Annotated in this window: 16 protein-coding genes; 6 read left to right on the top strand and 10 right to left on the bottom strand. The window is 66.4% G+C overall.

From position 1 onward, the window contains the following. Positions 1 to 11 precede the first annotated feature (11 nt). The 5 genes from odhB to AC1RAD_RS11420 form a co-directional block, all read right to left on the bottom strand. Positions 12 to 1,268, bottom strand: coding sequence for a 2-oxoglutarate dehydrogenase complex dihydrolipoyllysine-residue succinyltransferase (gene odhB / locus AC1RAD_RS11400; protein ID WP_070061019.1), 1,257 nt, complete (start codon positions 1,266 to 1,268; stop codon positions 12 to 14). Between the two features lie 54 nt (positions 1,269 to 1,322). Further along, positions 1,323 to 4,199 (bottom strand): 2-oxoglutarate dehydrogenase E1 component, encoded by a 2,877-nt coding sequence (locus tag AC1RAD_RS11405; RefSeq protein ID WP_492734840.1) that lies wholly within the window; start codon positions 4,197 to 4,199, stop codon positions 1,323 to 1,325. Positions 4,200 to 4,394: 195 nt separating this feature from the next. Then, the gene (locus tag AC1RAD_RS11410; RefSeq protein ID WP_492734841.1) at positions 4,395 to 6,308 is read right to left on the bottom strand and encodes a propionate--CoA ligase; all 1,914 of its coding nucleotides are present in this window, start codon (positions 6,306 to 6,308) and stop codon (positions 4,395 to 4,397) included. Positions 6,309 to 6,457: 149 nt separating this feature from the next. Then, the gene (locus tag AC1RAD_RS11415) at positions 6,458 to 7,063 is read right to left on the bottom strand and encodes an isochorismatase family protein (protein WP_492734842.1); all 606 of its coding nucleotides are present in this window, start codon (positions 7,061 to 7,063) and stop codon (positions 6,458 to 6,460) included. A 12-nt stretch (positions 7,064 to 7,075) separates the two neighbouring features. Next, positions 7,076 to 7,762: a TetR/AcrR family transcriptional regulator gene (locus AC1RAD_RS11420; RefSeq protein WP_492734843.1), complete on the bottom strand. Its 687-nt coding sequence runs from the start codon at positions 7,760 to 7,762 to the stop codon at positions 7,076 to 7,078. Between the two features lie 128 nt (positions 7,763 to 7,890). Here AC1RAD_RS11420 and AC1RAD_RS11425 point away from each other — a divergent pair, with 128 nt between their 5' ends. Continuing rightward, a complete protein-coding gene (locus tag AC1RAD_RS11425; protein WP_492734844.1) occupies positions 7,891 to 9,525 on the top strand; it encodes a 4-hydroxyphenylacetate 3-hydroxylase family protein in 1,635 nt (544 codons plus the stop codon). Positions 9,526 to 9,535: 10 nt separating this feature from the next. Then, complete coding sequence (locus AC1RAD_RS11430; protein WP_492734845.1) at positions 9,536 to 10,336, top strand: alpha/beta hydrolase; 801 nt, start codon at positions 9,536 to 9,538, stop codon at positions 10,334 to 10,336. 8 nt (positions 10,337 to 10,344) lie between these two features. Here AC1RAD_RS11430 and AC1RAD_RS11435 read toward each other — a convergent pair whose 3' ends face one another. Continuing rightward, complete coding sequence (locus tag AC1RAD_RS11435; RefSeq protein ID WP_492734846.1) at positions 10,345 to 11,478, bottom strand: PQQ-dependent sugar dehydrogenase; 1,134 nt, start codon at positions 11,476 to 11,478, stop codon at positions 10,345 to 10,347. Positions 11,479 to 11,719: 241 nt separating this feature from the next. Between AC1RAD_RS11435 and AC1RAD_RS11440 the strand changes: the two genes are divergently transcribed. Further along, the gene (locus AC1RAD_RS11440; protein ID WP_492734847.1) at positions 11,720 to 12,295 is read left to right on the top strand and encodes a C40 family peptidase; all 576 of its coding nucleotides are present in this window, start codon (positions 11,720 to 11,722) and stop codon (positions 12,293 to 12,295) included. Positions 12,296 to 12,383: 88 nt separating this feature from the next. On the opposite strand, the gene lpdA is transcribed toward AC1RAD_RS11440, so the two are convergent. The 4 genes from lpdA to aceE are packed head-to-tail and all read right to left on the bottom strand — an operon-like array spanning position 12,384 to position 19,237. Next, positions 12,384 to 14,210, bottom strand: a complete 1,827-nt coding sequence (gene lpdA / locus AC1RAD_RS11445) for a dihydrolipoyl dehydrogenase (RefSeq protein ID WP_492734848.1) — start codon at positions 14,208 to 14,210, stop codon at positions 12,384 to 12,386. Beyond that, positions 14,207 to 14,800, bottom strand: coding sequence for an MFS transporter (locus AC1RAD_RS11450; RefSeq protein ID WP_492734849.1), 594 nt, complete (start codon positions 14,798 to 14,800; stop codon positions 14,207 to 14,209). The genes lpdA and AC1RAD_RS11450 overlap by 4 nt, the downstream gene beginning before the upstream one ends. Continuing rightward, positions 14,797 to 16,458: a dihydrolipoyllysine-residue acetyltransferase gene (gene aceF / locus AC1RAD_RS11455; RefSeq protein WP_492734850.1), complete on the bottom strand. Its 1,662-nt coding sequence runs from the start codon at positions 16,456 to 16,458 to the stop codon at positions 14,797 to 14,799. The genes AC1RAD_RS11450 and aceF overlap by 4 nt, the downstream gene beginning before the upstream one ends. Before the next feature lie 49 nt (positions 16,459 to 16,507). After that, positions 16,508 to 19,237: a pyruvate dehydrogenase (acetyl-transferring), homodimeric type gene (gene aceE, locus AC1RAD_RS11460; protein WP_062479935.1), complete on the bottom strand. Its 2,730-nt coding sequence runs from the start codon at positions 19,235 to 19,237 to the stop codon at positions 16,508 to 16,510. A 183-nt stretch (positions 19,238 to 19,420) separates the two neighbouring features. Between aceE and AC1RAD_RS11465 the strand changes: the two genes are divergently transcribed. The 3 genes from AC1RAD_RS11465 (at position 19,421) to folD (ending at position 23,525) form a co-directional block, all read left to right on the top strand. Then, positions 19,421 to 21,961, top strand: coding sequence for a PAS domain-containing sensor histidine kinase (locus AC1RAD_RS11465; protein WP_062479933.1), 2,541 nt, complete (start codon positions 19,421 to 19,423; stop codon positions 21,959 to 21,961). After that, a complete protein-coding gene (locus AC1RAD_RS11470) occupies positions 21,958 to 22,593 on the top strand; it encodes a response regulator transcription factor (protein ID WP_056580071.1) in 636 nt (211 codons plus the stop codon). The genes AC1RAD_RS11465 and AC1RAD_RS11470 overlap by 4 nt, the downstream gene beginning before the upstream one ends. Positions 22,594 to 22,673: 80 nt before the next feature. Next, positions 22,674 to 23,525, top strand: a complete 852-nt coding sequence (gene folD / locus AC1RAD_RS11475) for a bifunctional methylenetetrahydrofolate dehydrogenase/methenyltetrahydrofolate cyclohydrolase FolD (RefSeq protein WP_062479931.1) — start codon at positions 22,674 to 22,676, stop codon at positions 23,523 to 23,525. The last annotated feature ends 52 nt before the right edge of the window (positions 23,526 to 23,577 follow it).

The raw sequence follows: 23,577 nt of genomic DNA on the forward strand, positions 1-23,577 counted from the left end.
TGCTCCCCGGATCAGATGTCGAACAGCAGGCGCGACGGATCTTCCAGCGCTTCCTTCATGGCGACCAGGCCCAGCACGGCTTCGCGGCCGTCGATGATGCGGTGGTCGTAGCTCATGGCGAGGTAGTTCATCGGGCGAACGACGATCTGGCCGTTTTCGACCACGGCGCGGTCCTTGGTGGCGTGCACGCCCAGGATGGCCGACTGGGGCGGGTTGATGATCGGGGTCGAGAGCATCGAGCCGAAGGTGCCGCCGTTCGAGATCGAGAACGTGCCGCCGGTCATTTCCTCGATGCCCAGCTTGCCGTCTTGGGCCTTCTTGCCGTACTCGGCGATCTTCTTCTCGATGTCGGCGAAGCTCATCTGGTCTGCATTGCGCAGGATGGGCACCACCAGGCCGCGCGGCGAACCGACGGCGATGCCGATGTCGAAGTAGCCGTGGTACAGGATGTCGTTGCCGTCGACCGAGGCGTTTAGCACCGGGTACTTCTTCAGCGCATGCACTGCCGCCTTCACGAAGAAGCTCATGAAGCCGAGCTTCACGCCGTGTTCCTTGGTGAACGCGTCCTGGAACTTCTTGCGCAGGTCCATGACCGGGGCCATGTTCACTTCGTTGAAGGTGGTCAGGATGGCGTTGGTCGATTGCGACTGGATCAGGCGCTCGGCGATGCGGGCGCGCAGGCGGCTCATCGGCACGCGCTGTTCCGGACGCTCGCCCAGGTCGGGTGCGGCGGGCGCGGCGACCTGTTGCAGCGCGGGCTTGGCAGCCGGTGCGGCGATGGTGGCGGCAGGCTTGGCGCCGGCAGCCACGGCGCCGAGCACGTCGCCCTTGGTCACGCGGCCATCCTTGCCCGTGCCAGCCACGTCGCTGGTCTTCAGGTTGTTGTCGGCCAGCAGCTTGGCGGCGGCGGGCATGGCCACGTCGGCCTTCGAACCGCCGGTGGCGGCGGCTGCCGCTGCGGGAGCAGCAGCGGCCGGTGCGGCGGCGGGGGCTGCAGCAGCAGCGGGTGCCGCGGCGGCGGCCTTGCCGTCGGTGTCGATCTTGGCGATCAGCTGCTCGGCCACCACGGTGGCGCCGTCGGGCTGAACGATCTCGACCAGCACGCCGGCCGAGGGGGCCGGCACTTCGAGCACGACCTTGTCGGTTTCGATCTCGATCAGGATTTCATCGACGGCGACGGCTTCGCCGGCCTTCTTCTTCCACGTGAGCATGGTGGCCTCGGCCACGGATTCGGAAAGCTGGGGGACTTTGACTTCTACGATAGACATTTGGAGTGAGCTCCGTTTTGTTCTTGAGGGTGTTCGTGTGAAAAGGGACGGTTCTTACTTGGTCAGCACGAAGCCCTTGAGCTTGCCAAATGCGCCATCGACCAGCGCCTTCTGCTGTTCCTGGTGCAGGTGCGAGTAGCCGACTGCAGGCGATGCCGAAGCGGCACGGCCGGAGTAGCCGAGCTTCTGGCCTTCCTGCATGTTTTCGTGGATGTAGTGCTGCACGAAGAACCAGGCGCCCTGGTTCTGCGGCTCGTCCTGGCACCACACGATGTCCACGAGGTTGGGGTACTTCTTGACCTCGGCGGCGAACGCCTTGTGCGGGAACGGATAGAGCTGCTCGACGCGGATGATCGCCACGTCGTCGCTGCCCTGCTCTTCGCGCTTCTTGGCCAGGTCGTAGTAGACCTTGCCCGAGCAGGCGATCAGGCGCTTGACCTTCTCGGCCTTCAGACCCTTGCTGTCGGGAATGACGGTCTGGAAGCTGCCCTTGGTGAACTCGGACAGCGGCGAGGTCGCGTCCTTGTTGCGCAGCAGCGACTTGGGCGTGAGGATGATCAGCGGCTTGCGCAGGTTGCGCACCATCTGGCGGCGCAGGATGTGGAAGATCTGGCTGGCCGTGGTGGGCTGCACCACCTGCATGTTGGTGTCGGCGCTCAGCTGCATGAAGCGCTCCAGGCGTGCCGAGCTGTGCTCGGGGCCCTGGCCTTCGTAGCCGTGCGGCAGCATCATCGTGATGCCGTTGACGCGGCCCCACTTGACTTCGCCCGAGGCGATGAACTGGTCGATCACAACTTGCGCGCCGTTCACGAAGTCGCCGAACTGGGCTTCCCAGATGACGAGCGTGTTGGGGTCGTTCGAGGCGTAGCCGTATTCGAAGGCCAGCACGGCTTCTTCGGACAGGATCGAGTCGATGACGACGAACGGGGCCTGGTTCTCGGCCACGTTCTGCAGCGGCGTGTAGGTGCCGGTGTCGAACTTCTCGCGGTTCTGGTCGTGCAGCACCGCGTGGCGGTGCGTGAACGTGCCGCGGCCCGAGTCTTCACCCGACAGGCGCACCGGGTAGCCGCTGGCCACCAGCGAGGCGAAGGCCATGTGCTCGCCCATGCCCCAGTCGACGTTGACGTCGCCACGGCCCATGGCTGCGCGGTCGTCCAGCACCTTCTTCACGAGCGGGTGCACGGTGAAGTTCTCGGGTGCCTTGGTGATGCGCTCGGCCAGGCGCTTCCACTCGGCAGAGGGAATGGCCGTGTCGCCGGCGTCGGTCCACTTCTTGTTGAGGTACGGGCTCCAGTCGACGGCGTACTTGCTCTTGAAGTTGGTGAGCACGGGGTCGACGGTGTTCTTGCCTTCGTCGAAGGCGGCGCGCTGCGCCTTGACCATGTCGTCGCCCAGCGTGTCGCCCAGGCCTTGCGCGGCCAGCTTGTCGGCGTACAGCTTGCGCGTGCCGGGGTGGGCCGCGATCTTCTTGTACATCAGCGGCTGGGTGAGCGAAGGCGTGTCCTGCTCGTTGTGGCCCAGCTTGCGGAAGCAGATGATGTCGACGACCACGTCCTTCTGGAATTCCATGCGGAAATCAAGAGCGAACTGGGTGGCGAGCACCACGGCTTCGGGGTCGTCGCCGTTCACGTGCAGCACCGGCGCTTCGATCATCTTGACGATGTCCGAGCAGTACAGCGTCGAGCGGCTGTCGCGCGGGTCGCTGGTGGTGAAGCCGATCTGGTTGTTGATGACGATGTGCACCGTGCCGCCGGTGGAGTAGCCACGGGTCTCGGCCAGTGCCAGCGTTTCCATCACGACGCCCTGGCCTGCGAAGGCGGCGTCGCCGTGCACGATCACGGGCAGCACCTGCTTGCCCAGCGGGTCGCCGCGGCGGTCCATGCGGGCGCGCACCGAGCCTTCGACCACGGGGTTCACGATTTCCAGGTGCGAGGGGTTGAACGCCAGGCTCAGGTGGACCGGGCCGCCGGGGGTGGTCACGTCCGAGCTGAAGCCCTGGTGGTACTTGACGTCGCCGGAGGGCAGGTCTTCGGGGGCGGTGTGGTCGAACTCGGCGAACAGGTCGGCGGGCATCTTGCCCAGCGAGTTCACCAGCACGTTCAGGCGGCCGCGGTGGGCCATGCCGATCACGATTTCCTGCACGCCCTTGACGCCGGCCTGGTTGATCAGCTCGTCCATCGCGACGATGAAGCTTTCGCCGCCTTCGAGCGAGAAACGCTTCTGGCCGACGTACTTGGTGTGCAGGAAGCGCTCGAGGCCTTCAGCGGCCGTCAGGCGGTTCAGCACGTGCTTCTTCTGCTCGGCGCTGAGCTTGGGGTTCGTGCGGGCGCTTTCGAGCTTCTGCTGCCACCAGCGCTTGTGGTTCTGGTCGGTGGTGTACATGTACTCGGCACCCATCGTGCCGCAGTACGTTTCACGCAGGGCATTGAGCAGGTCGCGCAGCGACATGGTCTCTTTGCCGAAGAAGGTGTTGCTGGTGTTGAACACCGTCTCGAGGTCGGCGTCGGTGAAGCCGTAGAACGAGGGCTCGAGTTCCGGAATGGCGGGACGCTCGGCGCGCTTGAGCGGGTCGAGGTCGGCCCAGCGGGCGCCGACGTTGCGGTAGGCGGCAATCAGCTGCTGGACTGCCGTGCGCTTGCGGCCGAGTTCGGAGTCGGCGCCGCTGGCCTGCACGACACGGGTCGTGCCCTGCTTGGCCAGTTCGGCAAAAGCGTTGATGACCGGCAGGTGGGGGACGTCGCGGGCGCTGGTGCCGTCGGCGGCGGGAACGTTCTGCAGGGCGTCGAAATACGTGCGCCAGTTGTCGGGAACGCTGCCGGGGTTGGCGAGGTAGTTTTCGTACATCTCCTCGACATAGGGCGCATTGCCGCCGAAGAGGTAGGTGTTGCCTTGATAGGCGGTGTACGCCGTGGGCGTAGAGGAATCGCTCATGATCCGCTGACCTTCGCTTCCCTGGAGGAAGCACGAGTTGGTTAAGAAACCTTCCGCGACACGGCTGGACCGATTGGCGGATGCGACTGTGGCTGGGGAAGGGCCTGAGTACCTTGGCATTGTGCCACGTCAACCATATGACGACAGAACGCGGCTGCGCAAGGCCCGCAACCCTACCCCGATTCGCGCCTGCGGTCAGGTGGCGGACAGTAACTGTTTGATCTGCTGCAGCGTGGCCGGATCGTCGATGGTGGTCAGGTCGCCCGGGTCGCGCTGCTCGCAGACGGCCTGGATCGCCCGGCGCAGCAGCTTGCCGCTGCGGGTCTTGGGCAGCCCGCTCACGAAGCGCACGCGCGCGGGCCGCGCCAGGGCGCCGAGCTGGTCGGCCACGACCTTCATGATCTCGCCCTCGAGCTTGAGCGCCGCGTCGGCATCGGTCACGGCCAGGCCGTCTTTCGGCACGACGAAGGCCATCGCCACCTGCCCCTTGAGCGTGTCGGCCACGCCGACCACCGCCACCTCGGCCACGTTGGCGTGGCCCGAGATGCTCTCCTCGATCTCGCGCGTGCCCAGCCGGTGGCCGGCGACGTTGATCACGTCGTCGGTGCGGCCCAGGATGTAGAAGTAACCGTCGGCGTCGCGGATGCCCCAGTCGAAGGTCGAATAGACCATCTTGCCCGGCACGCTCTTCCAGTAGGTGTTGACGAAGCGGGCGTCGTCCTTCCACACGGTCTGCATGAAGCCCGGCGGCGTCGGCCCCTCGACCACGACCACGCCCTTCTCGTTCGCGCCGGTGAGCTCCTCGCCGGTCGACTCGTGCAGGATCTTGATGCGGTAGCCGTACATCGGCACGCCGGGGCTGCCGAACTTGCTGGGCTTGGCTTCCACGCCGTTGGCGATGGTGATCATCGGCCAGCCCGATTCGGTCTGCCAGTAGTTGTCGATGATCGGCACGCCCAGCCCGTCGCTGATCCAGCGCGCGGTCGGCTCGTCGAGCGGCTCGCCGGCCAGGAACAGCGCGCGCAGGGTCGACAGGTCGTACTTCTTGAGCAGCGCCGGGTCTTGTTTCTTGAGCACGCGCACGGCGGTGGGCGCGCTGAACATCACCGTCACCTTGTACTTCTCGACCAGGCGCCACCAGATGCCGCCGTCGGGCTGCTGGTCGATGCCCTGGGTGGGCAGGCCCTCGTACATGATGGTCGCCATGCCCGCGATCAGCGGGCCGTAGACGATGTAGCTGTGGCCCACGACCCAGCCGATGTCGCTGGTCGAGAAGTAGGTCTCGCCGGGCCGGCCGTCGAAGATGTGCTTCATGCTCGCGGCCAGCGCCACGGCGTAGCCGCCCACGTCGCGCTGCACGCCCTTGGGCTTGCCGGTGGTGCCGCTCGTGTAGATCGTGTAGCTGATGTCGGTCGAGGCCAGCCAGGTGCAAGGCACCTGCGCATCCATGTGCTTTTGCCTCAGCTCGCCCGCCAGATGGTCGCGGCCGGCCACCAGCGCCATCGCCGCCAGGCCGCGGTCGGTCAGCAGCACGGCCTCGGGCTTGTGCTTCGACAGGCGGATGGCCTCGTCGAGCAGCGGCTTGTACGCGATGACCTTGCCGCCGCGCGACCCGGCGTCGGCGCTCACGACCACCTTGGGCTCGGCGTCCTCGATGCGGGTGGCCAGCGAACCGCTGGCGAAGCCGCCGAACACCACGCAATGGATGGCGCCGATGCGCGCGCAAGCCAGCATCGCGAAGGCGGCCTCGGGAATCATCGGCATGTAGATGAGCACGCGGTCGCCCTTGCCCACGCCCAGTTCGACGAGGCTGGCGGCGGTGCGCTGCACCTCGGCATGCAGCTCGGCGAAGCTGTAGCTTTTTTCGGTGCCGGTTTCTGTCGACACGAAGATCAGCGCCGGCTGGTCGCCCCGATCGGCCAGGTGCCGGTCGACGGCGTTGTGGCACAGGTTGGTGGTGCCGCCGACGAACCAGCGCGCGAACGGCGGCTGGCTGGCGTCGAGGATCTGCTGCGCGGGCGTGTGCCAGTCGATCAGCTTCGCCTGCTCGGCCCAGAAGGCCTCGGGCGCGTCGACGGACTGGCGGTAGAACTCTTCATAGCGGCTCATCGGGATCTGTCTCCTGTTTTATGGATGCCGTTCCGGACTCGCGCCGAAACTGAATTCATAATTATGGGGACCGATCTTGCGGGAAGCTGACAGCCGCGGCAATCCGGGCGCCCCCTTGCCGGGCCGCCCTTCAACAGCAATTCAGTAGATCAGCGGATCAGCGCCTGCAGGTCGCGGAACGCCGGATGCTCAGCGGTGCGCAGCCACTCGAAGCCGACCATCTCGGTGGTCACGAGCTCCGCGCCCGCGCCAGCCAGGCGGTCGAAGGCCGCGTCGCGGTTGCGCTCGGTGCGCGAACTGCAGGCGTCGGTGACGACCCACACGTCGAACTCGTCCTCGAGCAGGTCGAGCGCGGTCTGCAGCAGGCAGACATGGGCTTCGCAACCGGCGATGACGACGGTGTTGCGCTCTTCGGCCGCGGCCGGGGGCTTCTGCAGGTGCTTGGGCAGGCTGCGGGCATTGCCCTGCGGTGCCGCCTTGGCAGGCGGGCGCAGCCATTCGCCGAGCCCCTCTTCCACGCCGCTGAAATGCATCTTGGCCAGCGTCTTGCGGCAGAAGGCGCGGATCTCGGGCAGGTTCTCGCCCAGCTTGGACGGGTTCTGCTCGGTGCCCCAGACCGGCACGTCGACCCATTGCGCCATCTGGCCCAGGCGCGCCGCGTTGCGCGCTGCCGCCTCGCCTTCGAAGACCGCCGGCATCAGCCGCGCCTGGTAATCGACCAGGACGAGTTGGGATTGCGTGGCGTCGAGCAGCATGGACTTCTTCTTTCAGGTATCGGTTGAACTGGGCTGAACCGTACCACCGAAAAGCGCGGGTTTCGCGGGATCGTCCGCCGTTGCCACAGGGGAAGATCGCTGCACCAGCTGCGCGAGGTAGGTCTTGAACAGCGCATCGGCCGACTGCCTGAACATGCGGATGCGCCCCGTGTGCTGCATCAGCAGCAGGCCGACGCCGTGCGCGAACAGCGCCGTGTTCTCCTGCTGCGCGAGGTCGGCGTCGAGGCCCAAGGCGAGCAGCGCCTCTTCGCAGGGGCGCAGGGCGTCGTAGAGGCGGTCGTTCAGTTCGTGGTCGAGCGCGTGCGTGAGCCCCCGGGGCCGCATGCCGTGCACCAGGTAGAAGCCGAGGTCGAGGTCGCGCGGGTTTGCCGCGTAGAAGTCGAACCAGGCCTGGGCCTTGGCGGCCAGGGTCTGGTCGGGCCGGCGCTCAGACACCGCCACGTCGGCCACCGCGGCCTGCAGGCGCAGCAGCGACTCGTCGAGCAAGGCCGCGTAGATCGCCTCCTTGCTGTCGAAGTACGAATAGATGGCGCCCGGCGTGTAGCCGGCTTTCTTGGCGATTTCCCGGATGCTCGCGCCCTCGATGCCCGCCTCGGCGAACACCGCTCGGGCGGCGTCGAGCACCAGGGCGCGGCGGGCGTCGGTGAGGGTCTGGCGGCGTTGGAGCTTGGCGTGCATGGGCGGGACTATAGCCCTCGATCTGGTCGTCGATCACTTTTTCGAACGTTGATCTAAAAATTGAACAGTGTTTAAATCTTCGCGCCGACGGTCCAAAAAATCCCCACGAGCCCCTGGAGACAACACGCATGAATGCCCCACCTTCCGACGCCCTCCTCATGTCCGGCGCCGACTACCGTGAATCGCTGCGCCGCTACACGCCCACCGTGTTCGTCGACGGCCGCCGCGTCGCCAGCGTGGCCGACGAGCCCGCCTTCCAGCCCGGCATCAACGCCATCGCCCTCACCTACGACCACGCGCTCAAGTCCGAGTACGCGCCGCTCATGACCGCCGTGCAGCACACCAGCGGCAAGCGCGTGAACCGCCTTTCGCACATCAACACGAGTTCGGGCGACCTGCTCAACAAGCTCGAGGCCGTGCGGCTGGTCTGCCAGGAAACCGGCTGCGCCCAGCGCTACCTGACGCACGACGCGCTCAACGCCATCGCGCAGGCGTCGGCGCGCATCGACGACGCGCGCGGCAGCACCGAGCACACCGCGCGCTTCCACAATTACCTGCACCGCATCCAGGACCAGGACCTGACCCTGGGCGTCGCCATGACCGACGCCAAGGGCGACCGCAGCCGCCGTCCGCACGAGCAGGCGAACGTCGACAGCTACCTGCACGTGGTCGAGCGCAACGCGCGCGGCATCGTCATCTCGGGCACCAAGGCCATCGTGACCGGCGCGCCCTACGTGCACGAGTTGCTGGTCATGCCCTGCCGGAACATGGGCAAGGAAGACGCCGACTTCGCCGTCTGCTGCGCCGTGCCGCTCGATGCGCCCGGACTCAGCATCGTCGCGCGGCCGGCCGGTCGACCCGGCGAAAAGCTCGAGCACGGCGATGCGCTCTTCAGCCGCAAGTACGGCCAGAGCACCGGCGTATGCATGTTCGACCGCGTGTTCGTGCCGTGGGAGCGCGTGTTCTATGCCGGCGAATGGGAGCACTCGGGCCACCTGACCTACAGCTACGCCACGCACCACCGCCACAGCTGCATCGCGGCCCGCGCCGGCTTCGGCGACCTGCTGATCGGCGCCGGCGCGCTGATGTGCGAGGCCAACGGCTTCGACCCCGGCAAGGAAAGCCACCTGCGCGAGCAGATGGTCGAGCTCATCACCATCACCGAGAGCTTCTTTGCCTGCGGCGTGGCGGCCAGCGTCTATGGCAAGGTCGATGACCACTGCGAGGTCTTCATGCCCGACCCGGTGTTCAGCAACATCGGCAAGCTGCTGCTCGCGACGAAGATCTACGACATGCACCGCATCGCGCACTACGTGAGCGGTGGCCTCATCGTCACCCTGCCCGGCCCCGACGAAGACCACAACCCCGAGACCGCGGCACGCCTGTCGGACGTGCTGCGCGCCAACCCCGCCATTCCCTACGAACAGCGCATCGAGACGGCGCGCTTCATCGAAGACCTCACGGCCGGCTACCAGGGCGGTTGGTACAGCGTGATCAGCCTGCACGGCGGCGGCTCGCCGGCGGCGATGAAGCAGGAGATCTGGCGCAACTACCCGGTCGGCTCGAAGGTCGAGCTGGTCGAGCGGCTGCTCGAGCGCGGCATCGCGGCCGACGGCACGCCGGCCGCCGCGCCGCACGACCCGCGCCGCGCCATCACGAAGAACCGCCAGCCCGGCAAGTGCTGCGACACCGGCTGCACCGTGCCGGGACAGCCCGCGATGGTCGACCTGCCAATTCCGACCCTCGCTCGCCCAGGCGCCTAGACTCCGGCGGATGCAGACCCTGTCGCTCCTGCGCCGCCGCTTCGCCCTGCTCCTCGGCGCCGCCTCGTTGCTGCTGCTCGCCGGCTGCAGCGGGTTGCGTGCCGCCGAGGCGCCGCTGGCCAGCACACTGGAAAAGAGCAGTTGCACCCGCAGCGCCGACACGCTGGTCGTGCTGCTGCCCGGCGCCTACTCGGCGCCCGAGGAGTTCGTGCGCGAAGGCTTCATCGACGCGCTGAACGAAAACCGGCTCGCGGTCGACACCCTGCGCGTCGATGCCCACATGGGCTACTACCGGAACAAGACCATCCTCGACCGGCTGGATCGGGACGTGATCGCACCGGCGCGCCGCCAGGGCTACAAGGCGATCTGGATCGCAGGCATCTCGGTCGGCGGTTTCGGCGGGCTGCTGTATGCCCAGACGCACCCCGGCGACCTCGCCGGCCTGGTCGTGCTGGCACCCTACCTGGGCGAACGCGTGCTGAGCCAGGACATCGCCAACGCCGGCGGCCTGTCGCGCTGGCGCGGCCCGCTCGAAGCACCACCCGGCAGCGACCCGCGCACGCCCAGCGACACGCAGCTGTGGCAATGGCTGCGCGGCTACGTCGGCCACACCCGCACCTTCGGCGACCGGCCGCCGCTGTACCTGGGCTACGCGCTCGACGACCGCTTCGCCTTCAGCCACCGGCTGCTGGCCGGGGCGTTGCCGGCGGAACGCGTGGTCACGACCGAAGGCGGGCACGACTGGCCCGAGTGGCGGCGGCTCTGGCGCCGCCTGCTGCCGACGCTGCCGCTGCCGGGCTGCCCCGGCTGAGCCGTCGGTCAGTTCGGCCGCAGGCGCAGCAGCTTGCCGTCGGACTCGTCGGTGAGCACGTAGAGGAGGCCGTCCGGCCCCTGCTTCACGTCGCGGATGCGGGCCCGGCCGTCGGCCAGCAGCTTGTGCTCGGCGACGATCTTGTCGTCCTTCAGTTCGATGCGATCGAGATAGCCGAACTTCAGCGAGCCCACGAAGAGGTTGCCCTTCCAGCCGGCACCGTAGCGGTCGCTGGTCAGGAAGGCCATGCCCGAGGGCGCGATCGACGGCACCCAGTAATGCAGCGGCTGTTCCATGCCGTCCTTGCGGGTGATGCCCTCGCCGATCTTGCCGCCGCCGTAGTTCTCGCCATAGGTGATCACCGGCCAGCCGTGGTTGACGCCGGCGCGCGGGATGTTGATCTCGTCGCCGCCCTGCGGGCCGTGTTCGGTCATCCAGAAGCGACCATCGGGCGCTAGCGTCGCGCCCTGGCTGTTGCGATGGCCGTAGCTCCAGATCTCGGGCAGCGCCCCCGGCTTGCCGACGAAGGGGTTGTCTTTCGGCACGCTGCCGTCCTTGGCGATGCGCACCACCTTGCCGTGGTGGTTGTCCAGCGTCTGCGCGTCGTCCTTGCGGCTGAAGCGGTCGCCGAGCGTGAGAAAGAGGTTGCCGTCGCGGGCCTCGACGATGCGGCAGCCGAAGTGCGCGCGGCTCGCGACCTTGGGCTTCTGGCTGAAGATGACCTGCAATGCTTCCAGCTTCGTGCCGTCGGCCGACAGGCGCGCACGCGCGAGCGCGGTGCTGTTGGCCGATCCGCCGGACGCCTCGGGCTCCGAATAGCAGAAGTACAGGGTGCGGTTCTGCGCGAAGCCGCTGTCGGCCAGCACGTCGAGCAGCCCGCCCTGCCCGCCCGCCGCGATGGGCGGCAGGCCCTGGATCGGCGCGCCCAGCTTGCCGTCGGCCGCCACCAGCCGCAGGCGCCCCGGCTTCTCGGTGACCACGAAACGGCCCTCCGGCAGGAAGGCCACGCCCCAGGGGTTCTCAAGACCGGAGGCGACGGTTTCGGTGCGCACCTGCGCCGTGGCCGCGCCAGCCAAGCCACACCCCGCGAGAACCAAGAGGCTTCCCAGGGAGCGAAGAAAGGAGCGATTTCGCAAGTTCATGAAGATTTCCTGAATTTGAGGCAGTCTTGACAACAAATGGAATGCACATATCGACTTTTAAGACTTCGAAGTCATATCAGCCGAGATGTTTACATTCGAATCCTTATGCCGCATAAACGTTCACCGTTACATTTTTTCTTCCGCTGGATCGAAAAAACACATGTAAATCAATGGTTTACGCACGCATTCAACAATTCAGATTAAATTGACATAACTGCGCGTCATCAATATCCTACGCGCCATGCGTTTTTTCGTCCTACCCGTATCCCTCCTGTTCGCCGTGGCCGTCCACGCCGCCCCCCCTCAACAGGATCGATCGGATGAGATGGACCGAATCCTTGCCGAACGCGGCCTGGTCGGCCAGTTCCATCAGGTTCGCCAGACCGTCGCAGAGCGCACGTCCGACCTCGTCGTGACCGCCATCGGTTTCCTCGGCGTTCCTTACCGCCGTGGCGGCAACACCGCCGAATCCGGCTTCGACTGCAGCGGCTTCGTCCGCGCCATGTACAACCAGACGGTGGGCCACGTGCTCCCGCGCCGCGCCGAAGAACAGGCCGCCGCCACCGAGAAGATCGACCGCAGCCAGCTCAAGCCCGGCGACCTCGTGTTCTTCAACACCATGCGCCGCACCTTCAGCCACGTCGGCATCTACGTCGGCGAAGGCAAGTTCATCCATTCCCCCCGCTCCGGTGCCCAGGTCCGTGTCGAAGACATGAACGGCAGCTACTGGCAGCGCCGCTTCGACGGCGCCCGCCGCGTGCTCAGCGGCCAGGGCGACGAGGTCAAGGCTGCGGCCATGTCCAACGCCAGCGACTGAGCCTCCAGCTTCCGCATTCCAGACGAAAAAAATCCCGCCGCGGCGGGATTTTTTGTGGGCGCTCGATAGGCGCCGTAGCGCCTATCGATCAGGCCGCCTTCTTCGCCGGCGGCAGGTCGGTACACGTACCGTGCGCCACTTCCGCCGCCATGCCGATGCTTTCGCCCAGCGTCGGGTGCGGATGGATGGTCTTGCCGATGTCGATCTCGTCCGCGCCCATCTCGATGGCCAGCGCGATCTCGCCGATCATGTCGCCGGCGTGCGTGCCGACGATGCCGCCACCCAGGATGCGGTGCGTCTCGGCGTCGAACAGCAGCTTGGTGAAGCCTTCGTCGCGGCCATTGGCGATGGCGCGGCCCGACGCGGTCCACGGGAAATGGCCCTTCTTGACCTTGATGCCTTCGGCCTTGGCCTGGTCTTCCGTGAGCCCGACCCACGCCACTTCGGGGTCGGTGTAGGCCACGCTGGGGATCACGCGGGCGTTGAAGGCGGCGCTGGACAGCTCCTTGTCGCCCTTCTGCTCGCCGGCGATCACTTCAGCCGCCACATGCGCCTCGTGCACCGCCTTGTGCGCCAGCATGGGCTGGCCCACGATGTCGCCGATGGCGAAGATGTGCGGCACGTTGGTGCGCATCTGGATGTCGACCGGAATGAAGCCGCGATCGCTCACCGTGATGCCGGCCTTCTCGGCGCCGATCTTCTTGCCGTTCGGGCTGCGGCCCACGGCCTGCAGCACGAGGTCGTACACCTGCGGTTCCTTCGGCGCGTTCTCGCCCTCGAAAGTGACCTTGATGCCTTCCTTCGTGGCTTCGGCGCCGACCGTCTTGGTCTTGAGCATGATGTTGTCGAAGCGCGGCGCGTTCATCTTCTGCCAGACCTTCACGAGGTCGCGGTCGGCGCCTTGCATCAGGCCGTCGAGCATTTCGACCACATCGAGGCGCGCACCCAGCGTCGAATACACCGTGCCCATTTCGAGGCCGATGATGCCGCCGCCCAGCACCAGCATGCGCTTGGGGTCGGTGCCCATTTCGAGCGCGCCCGTCGAGTCGACCACGCGCGGGTCCTTCGGCATGAAGGGCAGGCTCACCGACTGCGAGCCGGCCGCGATGATCGCGTTGCGGAACTTGACGGTCTGTTTCTTGCCCGTGGTGTCCCAGCTCGTACCCGACGTCTCTTCGACTTCCAGGTGGTACGGGTCGATGAAGTTGCCCACGCCGCGCAGCACCGTCACCTTGCGCATCTTGGCCATGGCCGTGAGGCCGCCGGTGAGCTTGCCCACCACCTTGTTCTTGTGGCCGAGCAGCTTGGCGCGGTCGACCGTGGGCGCGGCGAAGCTCACGCCCAAGTCGGCGAAATGCTTCACCTCGTCCATGACGGAAGCCACGTGCAGCAGCGCCTTCGAAGGAATGCAGCCGACGTTCAGGCACACGCCGCCGAGCGTGGCGTAGCGTTCGATCAGCACGACCTTCAGGCCGAGGTCGGCCGCGCGGAAGGCAGCCGAGTAGCCACCGGGGCCGGCGCCGAGCACGACCACGTCGCACTCGACATCGACCTTGCCGCCGTAGCTGGACACCACCACGGACGCTGCCGCGGCAGGGGCCGGTGCGGCCGCCTTGGGTGCAGGCGCAGCTGCCGCCGGTGCGGGTGCTGCAGCAGCCGGCGCGGCCGCAGCGGCCCCGTCGACCTCGAGCGTCAGCACGACCGAGCCTTCCTTGACCTTGTCGCCCACCTTCACGGCCAGCGACTTCACCACGCCGGCAGCCGACGAGGGAATCTCCATCGAGGCCTTGTCCGATTCGACCGTGATGAGCGACTGCTCGGCCTTGACCGTGTCGCCGACGTTGACCAGCACCTCGATCACCGCGACTTCGTCGAAGTCGCCGATGTCCGGCACCTTGATGTGTTGTTCGCTCATTTGGACACTTTCAGTTTGAGTGTGAGAACGTCGGCCGGCAGGGCCGAATTGCGATCGAATTCGCAGGCGGCGGCGATGCCTGCCTCCGCCACGTCGCGCGCGTTGCGCGACTTGTTTTCATAGGCCGCGTGCATGGCGCCGAGCGCGAAGCTGCGTCCCGAGCCGATGGCCCAGTACTGCTTGAACTCGAACACCTCGCGGTAGCTGTAGATGCCGTAGATGCCGCTCGGGTTGGCCAGCAGCATGGTGAACTGGCTCGACTCGTAGGGCTCGTGCTCGTCTTCCTTGGTCTGCATGAAGAACGAGTCCTTCAGCACCGGATGCAGCTGCGTGAAGGTGTGGAACACCTCGTGCTTGCTGCCGAACTGGAGCGCCTCGCGCGGCTGGGCCGCCAGCGCATGCTGGAGCACCAGCTGGTGCGCGGCGGCGCCCGCCACCGCGAACAGGCTCTGGCCCGCGGCATCCTCGACGGTGAAGATCTTCTGGTTCGCTTCGGCGTTGTGCGACATGCGCGTGTCGCCGAAGGTCACCAGCGAGTCTGCCGCCATCGTGACCTGGCCGCCTTTGCGGACGGCCACTACGGTGGTCATAGCAGGATGCGGCGGTAGTCTGCGAGCACTTGCCCCAGGTAGGCGTTGAAACGCGCAGCCAGGGCGCCATCGATCACGCGGTGGTCGTACGACAGCGACAGCGGCAACGTGAGACGCGGCACGAACTGCTTGCCGTCCCACACCGGCTTCATCTGGCCTTTGGAGAGGCCGAGGATGGCCACTTCGGGGGCGTTGATGATGGGCGTGAAGTGCGTGCCGCCGATGCCGCCGAGCGAGCTGATCGAGAAGCAGCCGCCCTGCATGTCGGCCGAGCCGAGCTTGCCGTCGCGTGCCTTCTTGGCGAGTTCGCCCATCTCGGCGCTGATCTGCAGGATGCCCTTCTTGTCGGCATCTTTCAGCACCGGCACCACGAGCCCGTTGGGCGTGTCGGCCGCGAAGCCGATGTTGTAGTACTGCTTGTAGACGAGCTGGTCGGCGTCCAGGCTGGTGTTGAAGTCGGGGAATTTCTTCAGCGCCGCGACCACCGCCTTGATCACGAAAGCGAGCATCGTGACCTTGATGCCCGACTTCTCGTTCTCCTTGTTGGTGGAGACGCGGAAGGCCTCGAGCTCGGTGATGTCGGCTTCGTCGTTGTTGGTGACGTGCGGGATCATCACCCAGTTGCGGTGCAGGTTCGCGCCGCTGAGCTTCTTGATGCGCGACAGGTCCTTGCGCTCGACGGTGCCGAACTTCGTGAAGTCGACCTTCGGCCACGGGATGAGGCCCAGCGCCGCGCCGTCGCCACCACCGCCGGCCGGCGCCTTGGCCGCCGAGGCCTTGGTGCTGGCCTGGCCGCTCATCACGGCCTTGGTGAAGTTCTGGACGTCTTCCTGCGTGATGCGGCCCTTGAGGCCGGAACCCTTGACCTCTTCGAGCGGCACGCCGAGTTCGCGCGCGAACTTGCGCACCGAGGGCGAAGCGTGCGGCAGGCTGCCGGTGGGAGCCGAAGTCGGCTGGTGGGCCGGGGCGGCTGCAGCAGGCGCAGCGGCGGCCGGCGCAGGCGCGCTGGCGGTGGCAGCAGCGGGCGCGGCAGCCGCGGCCTGTGCCGGCGCGGGCGACGATGCCGGTGCGGCAGCCCCTGCGGCGCCTTCGAGCACCGCGATCAGATCGCCGATGTTGACGGTGTCGCCCACCTTGACCTTGAGTTCCTTCAGCACGCCGGCGGCCGACGACGGGATTTCCATCGAGGCCTTGTCCGACTCCACCGTGATCAGCGACTGCTCGGCGGCGATGGTGTCACCCACCTTCACCAGCAGCTCGATGACCGCGACGTCCTTGAAGTCGCCGATGTCCGGCACCTTGATGTCGACCGGACCCGAGGCCACCGGCGCGGCTGCGGCGGGCGCAGGCGCTGCAGCAACCGGAGCTGGTGCCGCGGCAGCAGGCGCAGCGGCCGACGCCGGGGCGGCGGCAGCCGCGCCCTCGGCCTCGACCACCAGCACCACCGAGCCTTCCTTGACCTTGTCGCCCACGGCGACCTTGATTTCCTTGACCACACCGGCCGTGGACGACGGGATTTCCATCGACGCCTTGTCCGATTCGACCGTGATGAGCGACTGTTCGGCCTTGACCGTGTCGCCCACCTTCACGAGCACCTCGATCACCGCGACTTCATCGAAATCGCCGATGTCCGGCACCTTCACTTCCACTGCTGCCATATCGTTGTCTCCCGCCGTCAGGCGCCGTTCGTTCGTTGGTTGTTGATGTTCAAGCGTAAAGCGGGTTGACCTTGTCGACATTGATGCCGTACTTCTTGATCGCTTCCACCACCTTGGCCACCGGCACGGTGCCATCTTCGCTCAGCGCCTTGAGCGCAGCCACCACGATGTAGTGACGATTGATCTCAAAGTGTTCGCGCAGCTTGGCGCGGAAGTCGCTGCGGCCGAAACCATCGGTGCCCAGCACCTTGTAGTTGCGGCCCTTCGGCACGAAGGGACGGATCTGCTCGGCGTAGGCCTTCATGTAGTCGGTCGACGCGATCACCGGGCCGGTCGAGGCACCGAGCTGCTCGGCCACGAAAGGCACGCGCGGCGTCTGGTCGGGGTGCAGCAGGTTCCAACGGTCGGCGTCCTGGCCGTCGCGGGTCAGCTCGTTGAAGCTCGGGCAGCTCCACACCGAAGCGGACACGCCCCACTCCTTCTCGAGCAGTTCTTGCGCGGCGAAGCTCTCGCGCAGGATGGTGCCGCTGCCCAGCAGTTGCACGGTCGGCGCTTCCTTGGCGCCCTTGGCGGCCTTGACCACCGGGCCCTGCTTGGACAGGTACATGCCCTTGATGATCTGCTCTTCGGTGCCGGGCTGCAGGCCGGGCATCGCGTAGTTTTCGTTCAGCAGCGTCAGGTAGTAGTAGACGTTGTCCTGCTTCTCGACCATGCGCTTCAAGCCGTGGTGCAGGATCACGCCGACTTCGTGCGCGAAGGTCGGGTCGTAGCTCACGCAGTTCGGGATGGTGTTGGCCAGGATGTGGCTGTGGCCGTCTTCGTGCTGCAGGCCTTCGCCGTTCAGCGTGGTGCGTCCCGAGGTGCCGCCCAGCAGGAAGCCGCGGGCCTGCATGTCGCCGGCCGCCCAGGCCAGGTCGCCGATGCGCTGGAAACCGAACATCGAGTAGTACACGTAGAACGGCACCATGATGCGGTTGTTCGTGCTGTACGACGTGGCCGCAGCGATCCAGCTGGACATGCCGCCGGCTTCGTTGATGCCCTCTTGCAGGATCTGGCCGGCCTTGTCTTCCTTGTAGTACATGACCTGGTCTTTATCGACCGGGGTGTACTGCTGACCGTGCGGGTTGTAGATGCCGATCTGGCGGAACAGGCCTTCCATGCCGAAGGTGCGGGCCTCGTCCACCAGGATAGGTACGACGCGCGGGCCCAGGGCCTTGTCGCGCAGCAACTGCGTGAGGAAGCGCACGTAGGCTTGCGTGGTCGAAATTTCGCGGCCTTCGGCCGTGGGCTCCATCACCGCCTTGAAGGTGTCGAGCGAGGGCACCGTGAAGCTCTCGTCGGCCTTGACACGGCGGTGCGGCAGGTAACCGCCCAGGGCCTTGCGGCGCTCGTGCAGGTAGCGCATTTCCGGCGTGTCGTCGGCCGGCTTGTAGAACGGCAGCTCGGCAATCTGGCTGTCGGGAATCGGGATGTTGAAGCGGTCGCGGAAGGCCTTGATGTCCTCGTCGCCGAGCTTCTTGGTCTGGTGGACCGTGTTCTTGCCTTCGCCGATCTTGCCCATGCCGAAGCCCTTGACGGTCTTGACGAGCAGCACCGAGGGCTGGCCCTTGTGGTTCTGGGCGGCGTGGAAGGCGGCGTACACCTTCTGCGAATCGTGGCCGCCGCGCTGCAGGTTCCAGACCTCGTCGTCGGTCAGGTGCTCGACCATCTTCAGCGTGCGCGGGTCGCGGCCGAAGAAGTTCTTGCGCACGTAGGCGCCGTCGTTGGCCTTGAACGACTGGTAGTCGCCGTCGTTGCACTCCATCATGATCTTGCGCAGCGCGCCGTCATGGTCCTTCTCTAGCAGGGCGTCCCAGCCCTTGCCCCAGATGAGCTTGATGACGTTCCAGTTGGCGCCGCGGAACTCGCCTTCGAGCTCCTGGATGATCTTGCCGTTGCCGCGCACCGGGCCGTCCAGGCGCTGCAGGTTGCAGTTGATGACGAAGATCAGGTTGTCGAGGTTCTCGCGCGCGGCCAGGCCGATGGCGCCGAGCGATTCGACTTCGTCCATTTCGCCGTCGCCGCAGAACACCCAGACCTTGCGGTTCTCGGTGTTGGCGATGCCGCGGGCATGCAGGTACTTCAGGAAGCGCGCCTGGTAGATCGCCATCAGCGGGCCCAGGCCCATCGACACCGTGGGGAACTGCCAGAACTCGGGCATCAGCTTCGGGTGCGGGTAGCTCGACAGGCCCTTGCCGTCGACTTCCTGGCGGAAGTTGAGCAGCTGGTCTTCGGAGAGGCGGCCTTCGAGGTAGGCGCGGGCGTAGATGCCGGGCGACACGTGGCCCTGGATGTACAGCAGGTCGCCGCCGTGGTTTTCGCTCTCGGCGTGCCAGAAGTGGTTGAAGCCGGCGCCGAACATGCTGGCCAGCGAGGCGAAGGAACCGATGTGGCCGCCCAGGTCACCGCCTTCGGGCGGGTGGATGCGGTTGGCCTTGACCACCATGGCCATGGCGTTCCAGCGCATGTAGGCGCGCAGGCGCTGTTCGATCTCGAGGTTACCGGGGCTGCGGGCTTCCACGCCCGGCTCGATGGTGTTCACGTAGCCGGTGTTGGCCGAGAACGGCATGTCGACGCTGTTCTGGCGCGCATGTTCGAGCAGTTGTTCGAGCAGGAAGTGCGCCCGCTCGGGCCCTTCGCTCTGGATGACGGAAGACAGTGCATCCATCCATTCACGCGTCTCCTGGGCGTCCGCATCGTTTGCGGCCGAGCCGAACAGGTTCTCGGGATTTGCCGACATGCTTGTCTCTCCTTTTAGGGCTGTGGCTGTAATTTAGTGCGCTGGGCACCGAGCGCGCCGGAGTTTCGCATAGAAGTTTCCCTATTTCAAATAGTGCTTGTTGATTTCTTATTATGAAATATCAAGGAGGCACGTCCCCGGCAGGGCCTCTTCGCCGGGAGGGCCATCACCTAAACTCCGCCCATGCCCCTTTCCTCCCCGCTCGCGGTCGCCCGCAGTGCCGTCAAAGCCTCGCCGCTGTCCTGGTGGCGCACGTGGTGGCGCAAGCAGACACCCGTGCTGCAGGACGCCGTCGCGATGCTCGCGCCGATGGCGGCCGTGCTGTTGTTTCTCGCGGCCATCGTGTCGGCGTTCTGGTACCTGCGCTCCGAAGAAGTCGAGCGCGAGCAGGAGTCGGTGCGGCGCGATGTCGAGTACGCGCAACAGCGCATGCGCCTGCGTTTGCTGGAGCGGCAGGAACAGCTGATGCGCATCGCGCGCGATGCTTCCAACCGCGAGATCGACCCGGTCGAATTCACGAGCCGCGCCGAGTCGCTGGTGAGCCAGTTCCCCGAGCTGCAGACCATCAGCTGGATCGACGACCGCCGCCGTTTCAAGGCCGGCTATGCCGCGCCCAGCGTGCATCCGGCGCAACAACACCTGATCGGCGACGTGCTGCGTCCCGGCGACATCGAAAGCAACTACGCGCTGGCGCGCGAGCTGCGCCAGCCGGTGTACTCGCAGCCCGTGGCCGGCGGTGAACCCGCCGCGATGCTGCAGCTGCACATCCCGCTGTTCGACCAGGGCCTGTTCGCGGGCGTCGTGCTCGGCGAGTTCTCCATCGACGGCCTGCTGCGCTATGGCATGCCCTCCGAGGTGCAGGCGCGCTACGCCGTCTCGCTGCTCGACGCCAAGGGCAACGTCATCGCCGGCAACACCACGCCGCTGAAGAACAGCGGCACCCGCCTGCTGCCCTGGACCGAAGCCACCAACGAATACGAAGTGCCGGTGTCGCCCGTGGGCAACGCGCTGATGCTGCGCGCGCAGGCCTACCGCACCTCGCAGGGCGTGGTGGGCAACGGCCTCTTCTGGCTCGTGTGCGCCCTCAGCGTGATGACCAGCTGGATGCTGATCGGCACCTGGCGCCACACGCGCCGCCGCCTGCAGGCGCAGCAGCGGCTGGTCGCCGAGACCAACTTCCGCCGCGCGATGGAAAACTCCATGCTCACCGGCATGCGCGTGCTCGACCTGCAAGGCCGCATCACCTACGTGAACGCCGCGTTCTGCGCCATGACGGGCTGGAGCGAAGACGAGCTGGTCGGCCAGACGCCGCCCTTCCCCTATTGGCTCGAATCCGACCGCGAGGTGATGAACGAGCGCCTCGAAGAAGAACTGCACGGTCGCGCCCTGCCCGGCGGCTTCCAGGTGCGCGTGAAGCGCAAGAACGGCAGCGTGTTCAACGCGCGCCTGTATGTGTCGCCGCTGATCGACGCGCGCGGCCACCAGACCGGCTGGATGACGTCGATGACAGACATCACCGAGCCGACGCGCATCCGCGAGCAGCTGTCCGCCTCGTACGAACGCTTCACCACCGTGCTCGAAGCACTCGACGCCGCCGTGTCGGTGGCGCCCATCGGCAGCGAAGAACTGCTGTTCGCCAACAAGCTGTACCGCCTGTGGTTCGGCTCCGATACCGTGGGCCACCTGGGCATGGTGGCGCAGGCCGGCGTGCCGCCGTCGAACGCGCACGACGAAGGCCTGGACGACGTCGACCCCTACGCCGGCCTGCCGATCGACACACTCACCGCCGCCCAGACCGCGAACAACGAGATCTTCGTGCCGCACCTGGGCAAGTGGCTCGAGGTGCGCTCGCGCTACCTGACCTGGGTCGACGGGCGCCTGGCGCAGCTGGTGATCGCCACCGACATCACGCCGCGCCGCGACGCCGAAGAGCAAGCCGCCGCGCAGGCCGACAAGGCCCAGGCCGCGAGCCGCCTGATCACCATGGGCGAAATGGCCTCCAGCGTGGCGCACGAGCTCAACCAGCCGCTCACGGCCATCGCCAACTACTGCAACGGGATGATGTCGCGCATCAAGGGCCAGACGATCGACAACGACGCCCTGCTCGCCGCGCTCGAAAAAACCTCGAAGCAGGCGCAGCGCGCGGGCCAGATCATCCAGCGCATCCGCTCCTTCGTGAAGCGCAGCGAGCCCAACCGCACGCCGGCCGACGTCGCCACCATGGTGAGCGAGGCGGTCGAACTCGCGGGCATCGAGCTGCGCCGGCGCAACGTGCGCCTGAACCACTACGTGGCCGCGCGGCTGCCGGTGGTGCGCGTCGACCCGATCCTCATCGAGCAGGTGATGGTCAACCTGCTGAAGAACGCGGCCGAATCCATCGACATCGCCGACCGCCCGCTGGCGCGCCGCAGCGTCGAGTTGCGCGTGCTGCCCAAGGTGATCGAGGGGCACAATGCCATCGAGTTCTCGGTGCAGGACACGGGCAAAGGGCTCTCGCCCGAGGTCATGGACCGGCTCTACGAGGCCTTCTTCTCCACCAAGCCCGAGGGCATGGGCATCGGGCTCAACCTGTGCCGCACCATCGTCGAGTCGCACCGCGGCCGGATGCAGGCGGAGAACATCTACAATGGCCCGGATGTGATCGGATGCCGTTTTTCCTTCTGGATTCCGGTGTTGGACGCTATCAGTTCCGTAGCAAGCGACGAGGCAAAGGTACCTGCATGAGTTTGATTCCGAAGAAGGGCACGGTCTATGTCGTCGATGACGACGAAGCCGTACGCGATTCGCTGCAATGGCTGCTCGAAGGCAAGGACTACAGAGTCCGCTGTTTCGAGTCCGCCGAATCCTTTCTCTCCCGATACGACCCGCGCGAAGTCGCCTGTCTGATCGTCGATATCCGCATGGCCGGCATGACCGGCCTCGAATTGCAGGATCGGCTGATCGAACGGCGCTCTCCGTTGCCGATCGTGGTCATCACCGGCCACGGCGACGTGCCGATGGCGGTCGACAGCATGAAGAAGGGCGCGATGGATTTCATCCAGAAGCCCTTCAACGACGAAGAGCTGGTGTCGCTGGTCGAGCGCATGCTCGAACACGCACGCGGCGCCTTCACGCAGCACCAGCAGTCGGCCAGCCGCGACGCGCTGCTGTCCAAGCTCACGGGCCGCGAAGCCCAGGTGCTCGAGCGCATCGTCGCCGGCCGCCTGAACAAGCAGATCGCCGACGACCTGGGCATCAGCATCAAGACGGTGGAGGCGCACCGCGCCAACATCATGGAAAAGCTCAACGCCAACACCGTGGCCGATCTGCTCAAGATCGCGCTCGGGCAAGCGGCCCCAGCCGCCAAGGCCTCCTGAGCTGCAGCTATCCCTGCGATAGCCACGCACCTTCCCCACGCCTGCGCAAGCGGGCGTTTTTACTTGGAAAATCAAAACCGATGACCGCCCAACTGATCGACGGCAACGCCCTCGCCAAAACCATCCGCGCCGAGGTGTCCGGCCGCACCGCTGCGCTGAAGGCCCGCGGCGTGAATCCGGCCCTGTCCATCATCCTGGTGGGCAGCGATCCGGCGAGCCAGGTTTACACCAAGCACAAGGTCAACGACAGTACCGAGACCGGCCTCTCGGCCACGCTCGAGACCTACCCCGCCGACCTGAGCGAGGCCGACCTGCTGGCGCGCATCCGCGCCCTCAACGACGACCCCAAGGTGCACGGCATCCTCGTTCAATTGCCGCTGCCCAAGCACATGGACAGCCAGAAGGTCATCGAGACCATCTCGCCCGCCAAGGACGTCGACGGCTTCCACGTGGCCAGCGCCGGCGCGCTGATGACCGGTGCCCCGGGCTTCTGGCCCTGCACGCCGCACGGCTGCATGAAGATGCTCGAATCGATCGGCTATGACCTGCGCGGCAAGCACGCCGTGGTCATCGGCCGCAGCAACATCGTCGGCAAGCCCATGGCCATGATGCTGCTGGCCAAGAGCGCCACCGTCACCATCTGCCACAGCGCCACGAAAGACCTGGGAGCCCTCACGCGCCAGGCCGACGTGGTCGTCGCCGCCGTGGGCAAGCTCGACCTGCTGACCGCCGACATGGTGAAGCCCGGCGCGGTCGTCATCGACGTGGGCATGAACCGCAAGGCCGACGGCAAGCTGGCCGGCGACGTCGATTTCGACGGCGTGAAGGAAGTGGCCGGCTGGATCACCCCCGTGCCTGGCGGCGTCGGCCCGATGACGCGCGCCATGCTTCTGGTCAACACCCTTGAAGCGGCCGAACGCGCCGCAAGATAAGAACCACCCCGTTGTTGGCTCACTGCGTGTAGCCGCCTCCCCCTCAACGGGC

The organism is Variovorax sp. GW823-FHT04B03, assembly GCF_058796495.1.

Excerpts from the sequence above, each read along its gene's own strand:
- AC1RAD_RS11410 (WP_492734841.1), bottom strand. The coding sequence starts at position 6,308 with ATGAGCCGCTATGAAGAGTTCTACCGCCAGTCCGTCGACGCGCCCGAG.
- AC1RAD_RS11470 (WP_056580071.1), top strand. The coding sequence starts at position 21,958 with ATGAGTTTGATTCCGAAGAAGGGCACGGTCTATGTCGTCGATGACGAC.
- AC1RAD_RS11465 (WP_062479933.1), top strand. The coding sequence starts at position 19,421 with ATGCCCCTTTCCTCCCCGCTCGCGGTCGCCCGCAGTGCCGTCAAAGCC.
- AC1RAD_RS11420 (WP_492734843.1), bottom strand. The coding sequence starts at position 7,762 with ATGCACGCCAAGCTCCAACGCCGCCAGACCCTCACCGACGCCCGCCGC.
- aceF (WP_492734850.1), bottom strand. The coding sequence starts at position 16,458 with ATGGCAGCAGTGGAAGTGAAGGTGCCGGACATCGGCGATTTCGATGAA.
- AC1RAD_RS11450 (WP_492734849.1), bottom strand. The coding sequence starts at position 14,800 with ATGACCACCGTAGTGGCCGTCCGCAAAGGCGGCCAGGTCACGATGGCG.
- AC1RAD_RS11405 (WP_492734840.1), bottom strand. The coding sequence starts at position 4,199 with ATGAGCGATTCCTCTACGCCCACGGCGTACACCGCCTATCAAGGCAAC.
- folD (WP_062479931.1), top strand. The coding sequence starts at position 22,674 with ATGACCGCCCAACTGATCGACGGCAACGCCCTCGCCAAAACCATCCGC.
- odhB (WP_070061019.1), bottom strand. The coding sequence starts at position 1,268 with ATGTCTATCGTAGAAGTCAAAGTCCCCCAGCTTTCCGAATCCGTGGCC.
- AC1RAD_RS11440 (WP_492734847.1), top strand. The coding sequence starts at position 11,720 with ATGCGTTTTTTCGTCCTACCCGTATCCCTCCTGTTCGCCGTGGCCGTC.
- AC1RAD_RS11435 (WP_492734846.1), bottom strand. The coding sequence starts at position 11,478 with ATGAACTTGCGAAATCGCTCCTTTCTTCGCTCCCTGGGAAGCCTCTTG.
- AC1RAD_RS11415 (WP_492734842.1), bottom strand. The coding sequence starts at position 7,063 with ATGCTGCTCGACGCCACGCAATCCCAACTCGTCCTGGTCGATTACCAG.
- aceE (WP_062479935.1), bottom strand. The coding sequence starts at position 19,237 with ATGTCGGCAAATCCCGAGAACCTGTTCGGCTCGGCCGCAAACGATGCG.
- lpdA (WP_492734848.1), bottom strand. The coding sequence starts at position 14,210 with ATGAGCGAACAACACATCAAGGTGCCGGACATCGGCGACTTCGACGAA.
- AC1RAD_RS11425 (WP_492734844.1), top strand. The coding sequence starts at position 7,891 with ATGAATGCCCCACCTTCCGACGCCCTCCTCATGTCCGGCGCCGACTAC.
- AC1RAD_RS11430 (WP_492734845.1), top strand. The coding sequence starts at position 9,536 with ATGCAGACCCTGTCGCTCCTGCGCCGCCGCTTCGCCCTGCTCCTCGGC.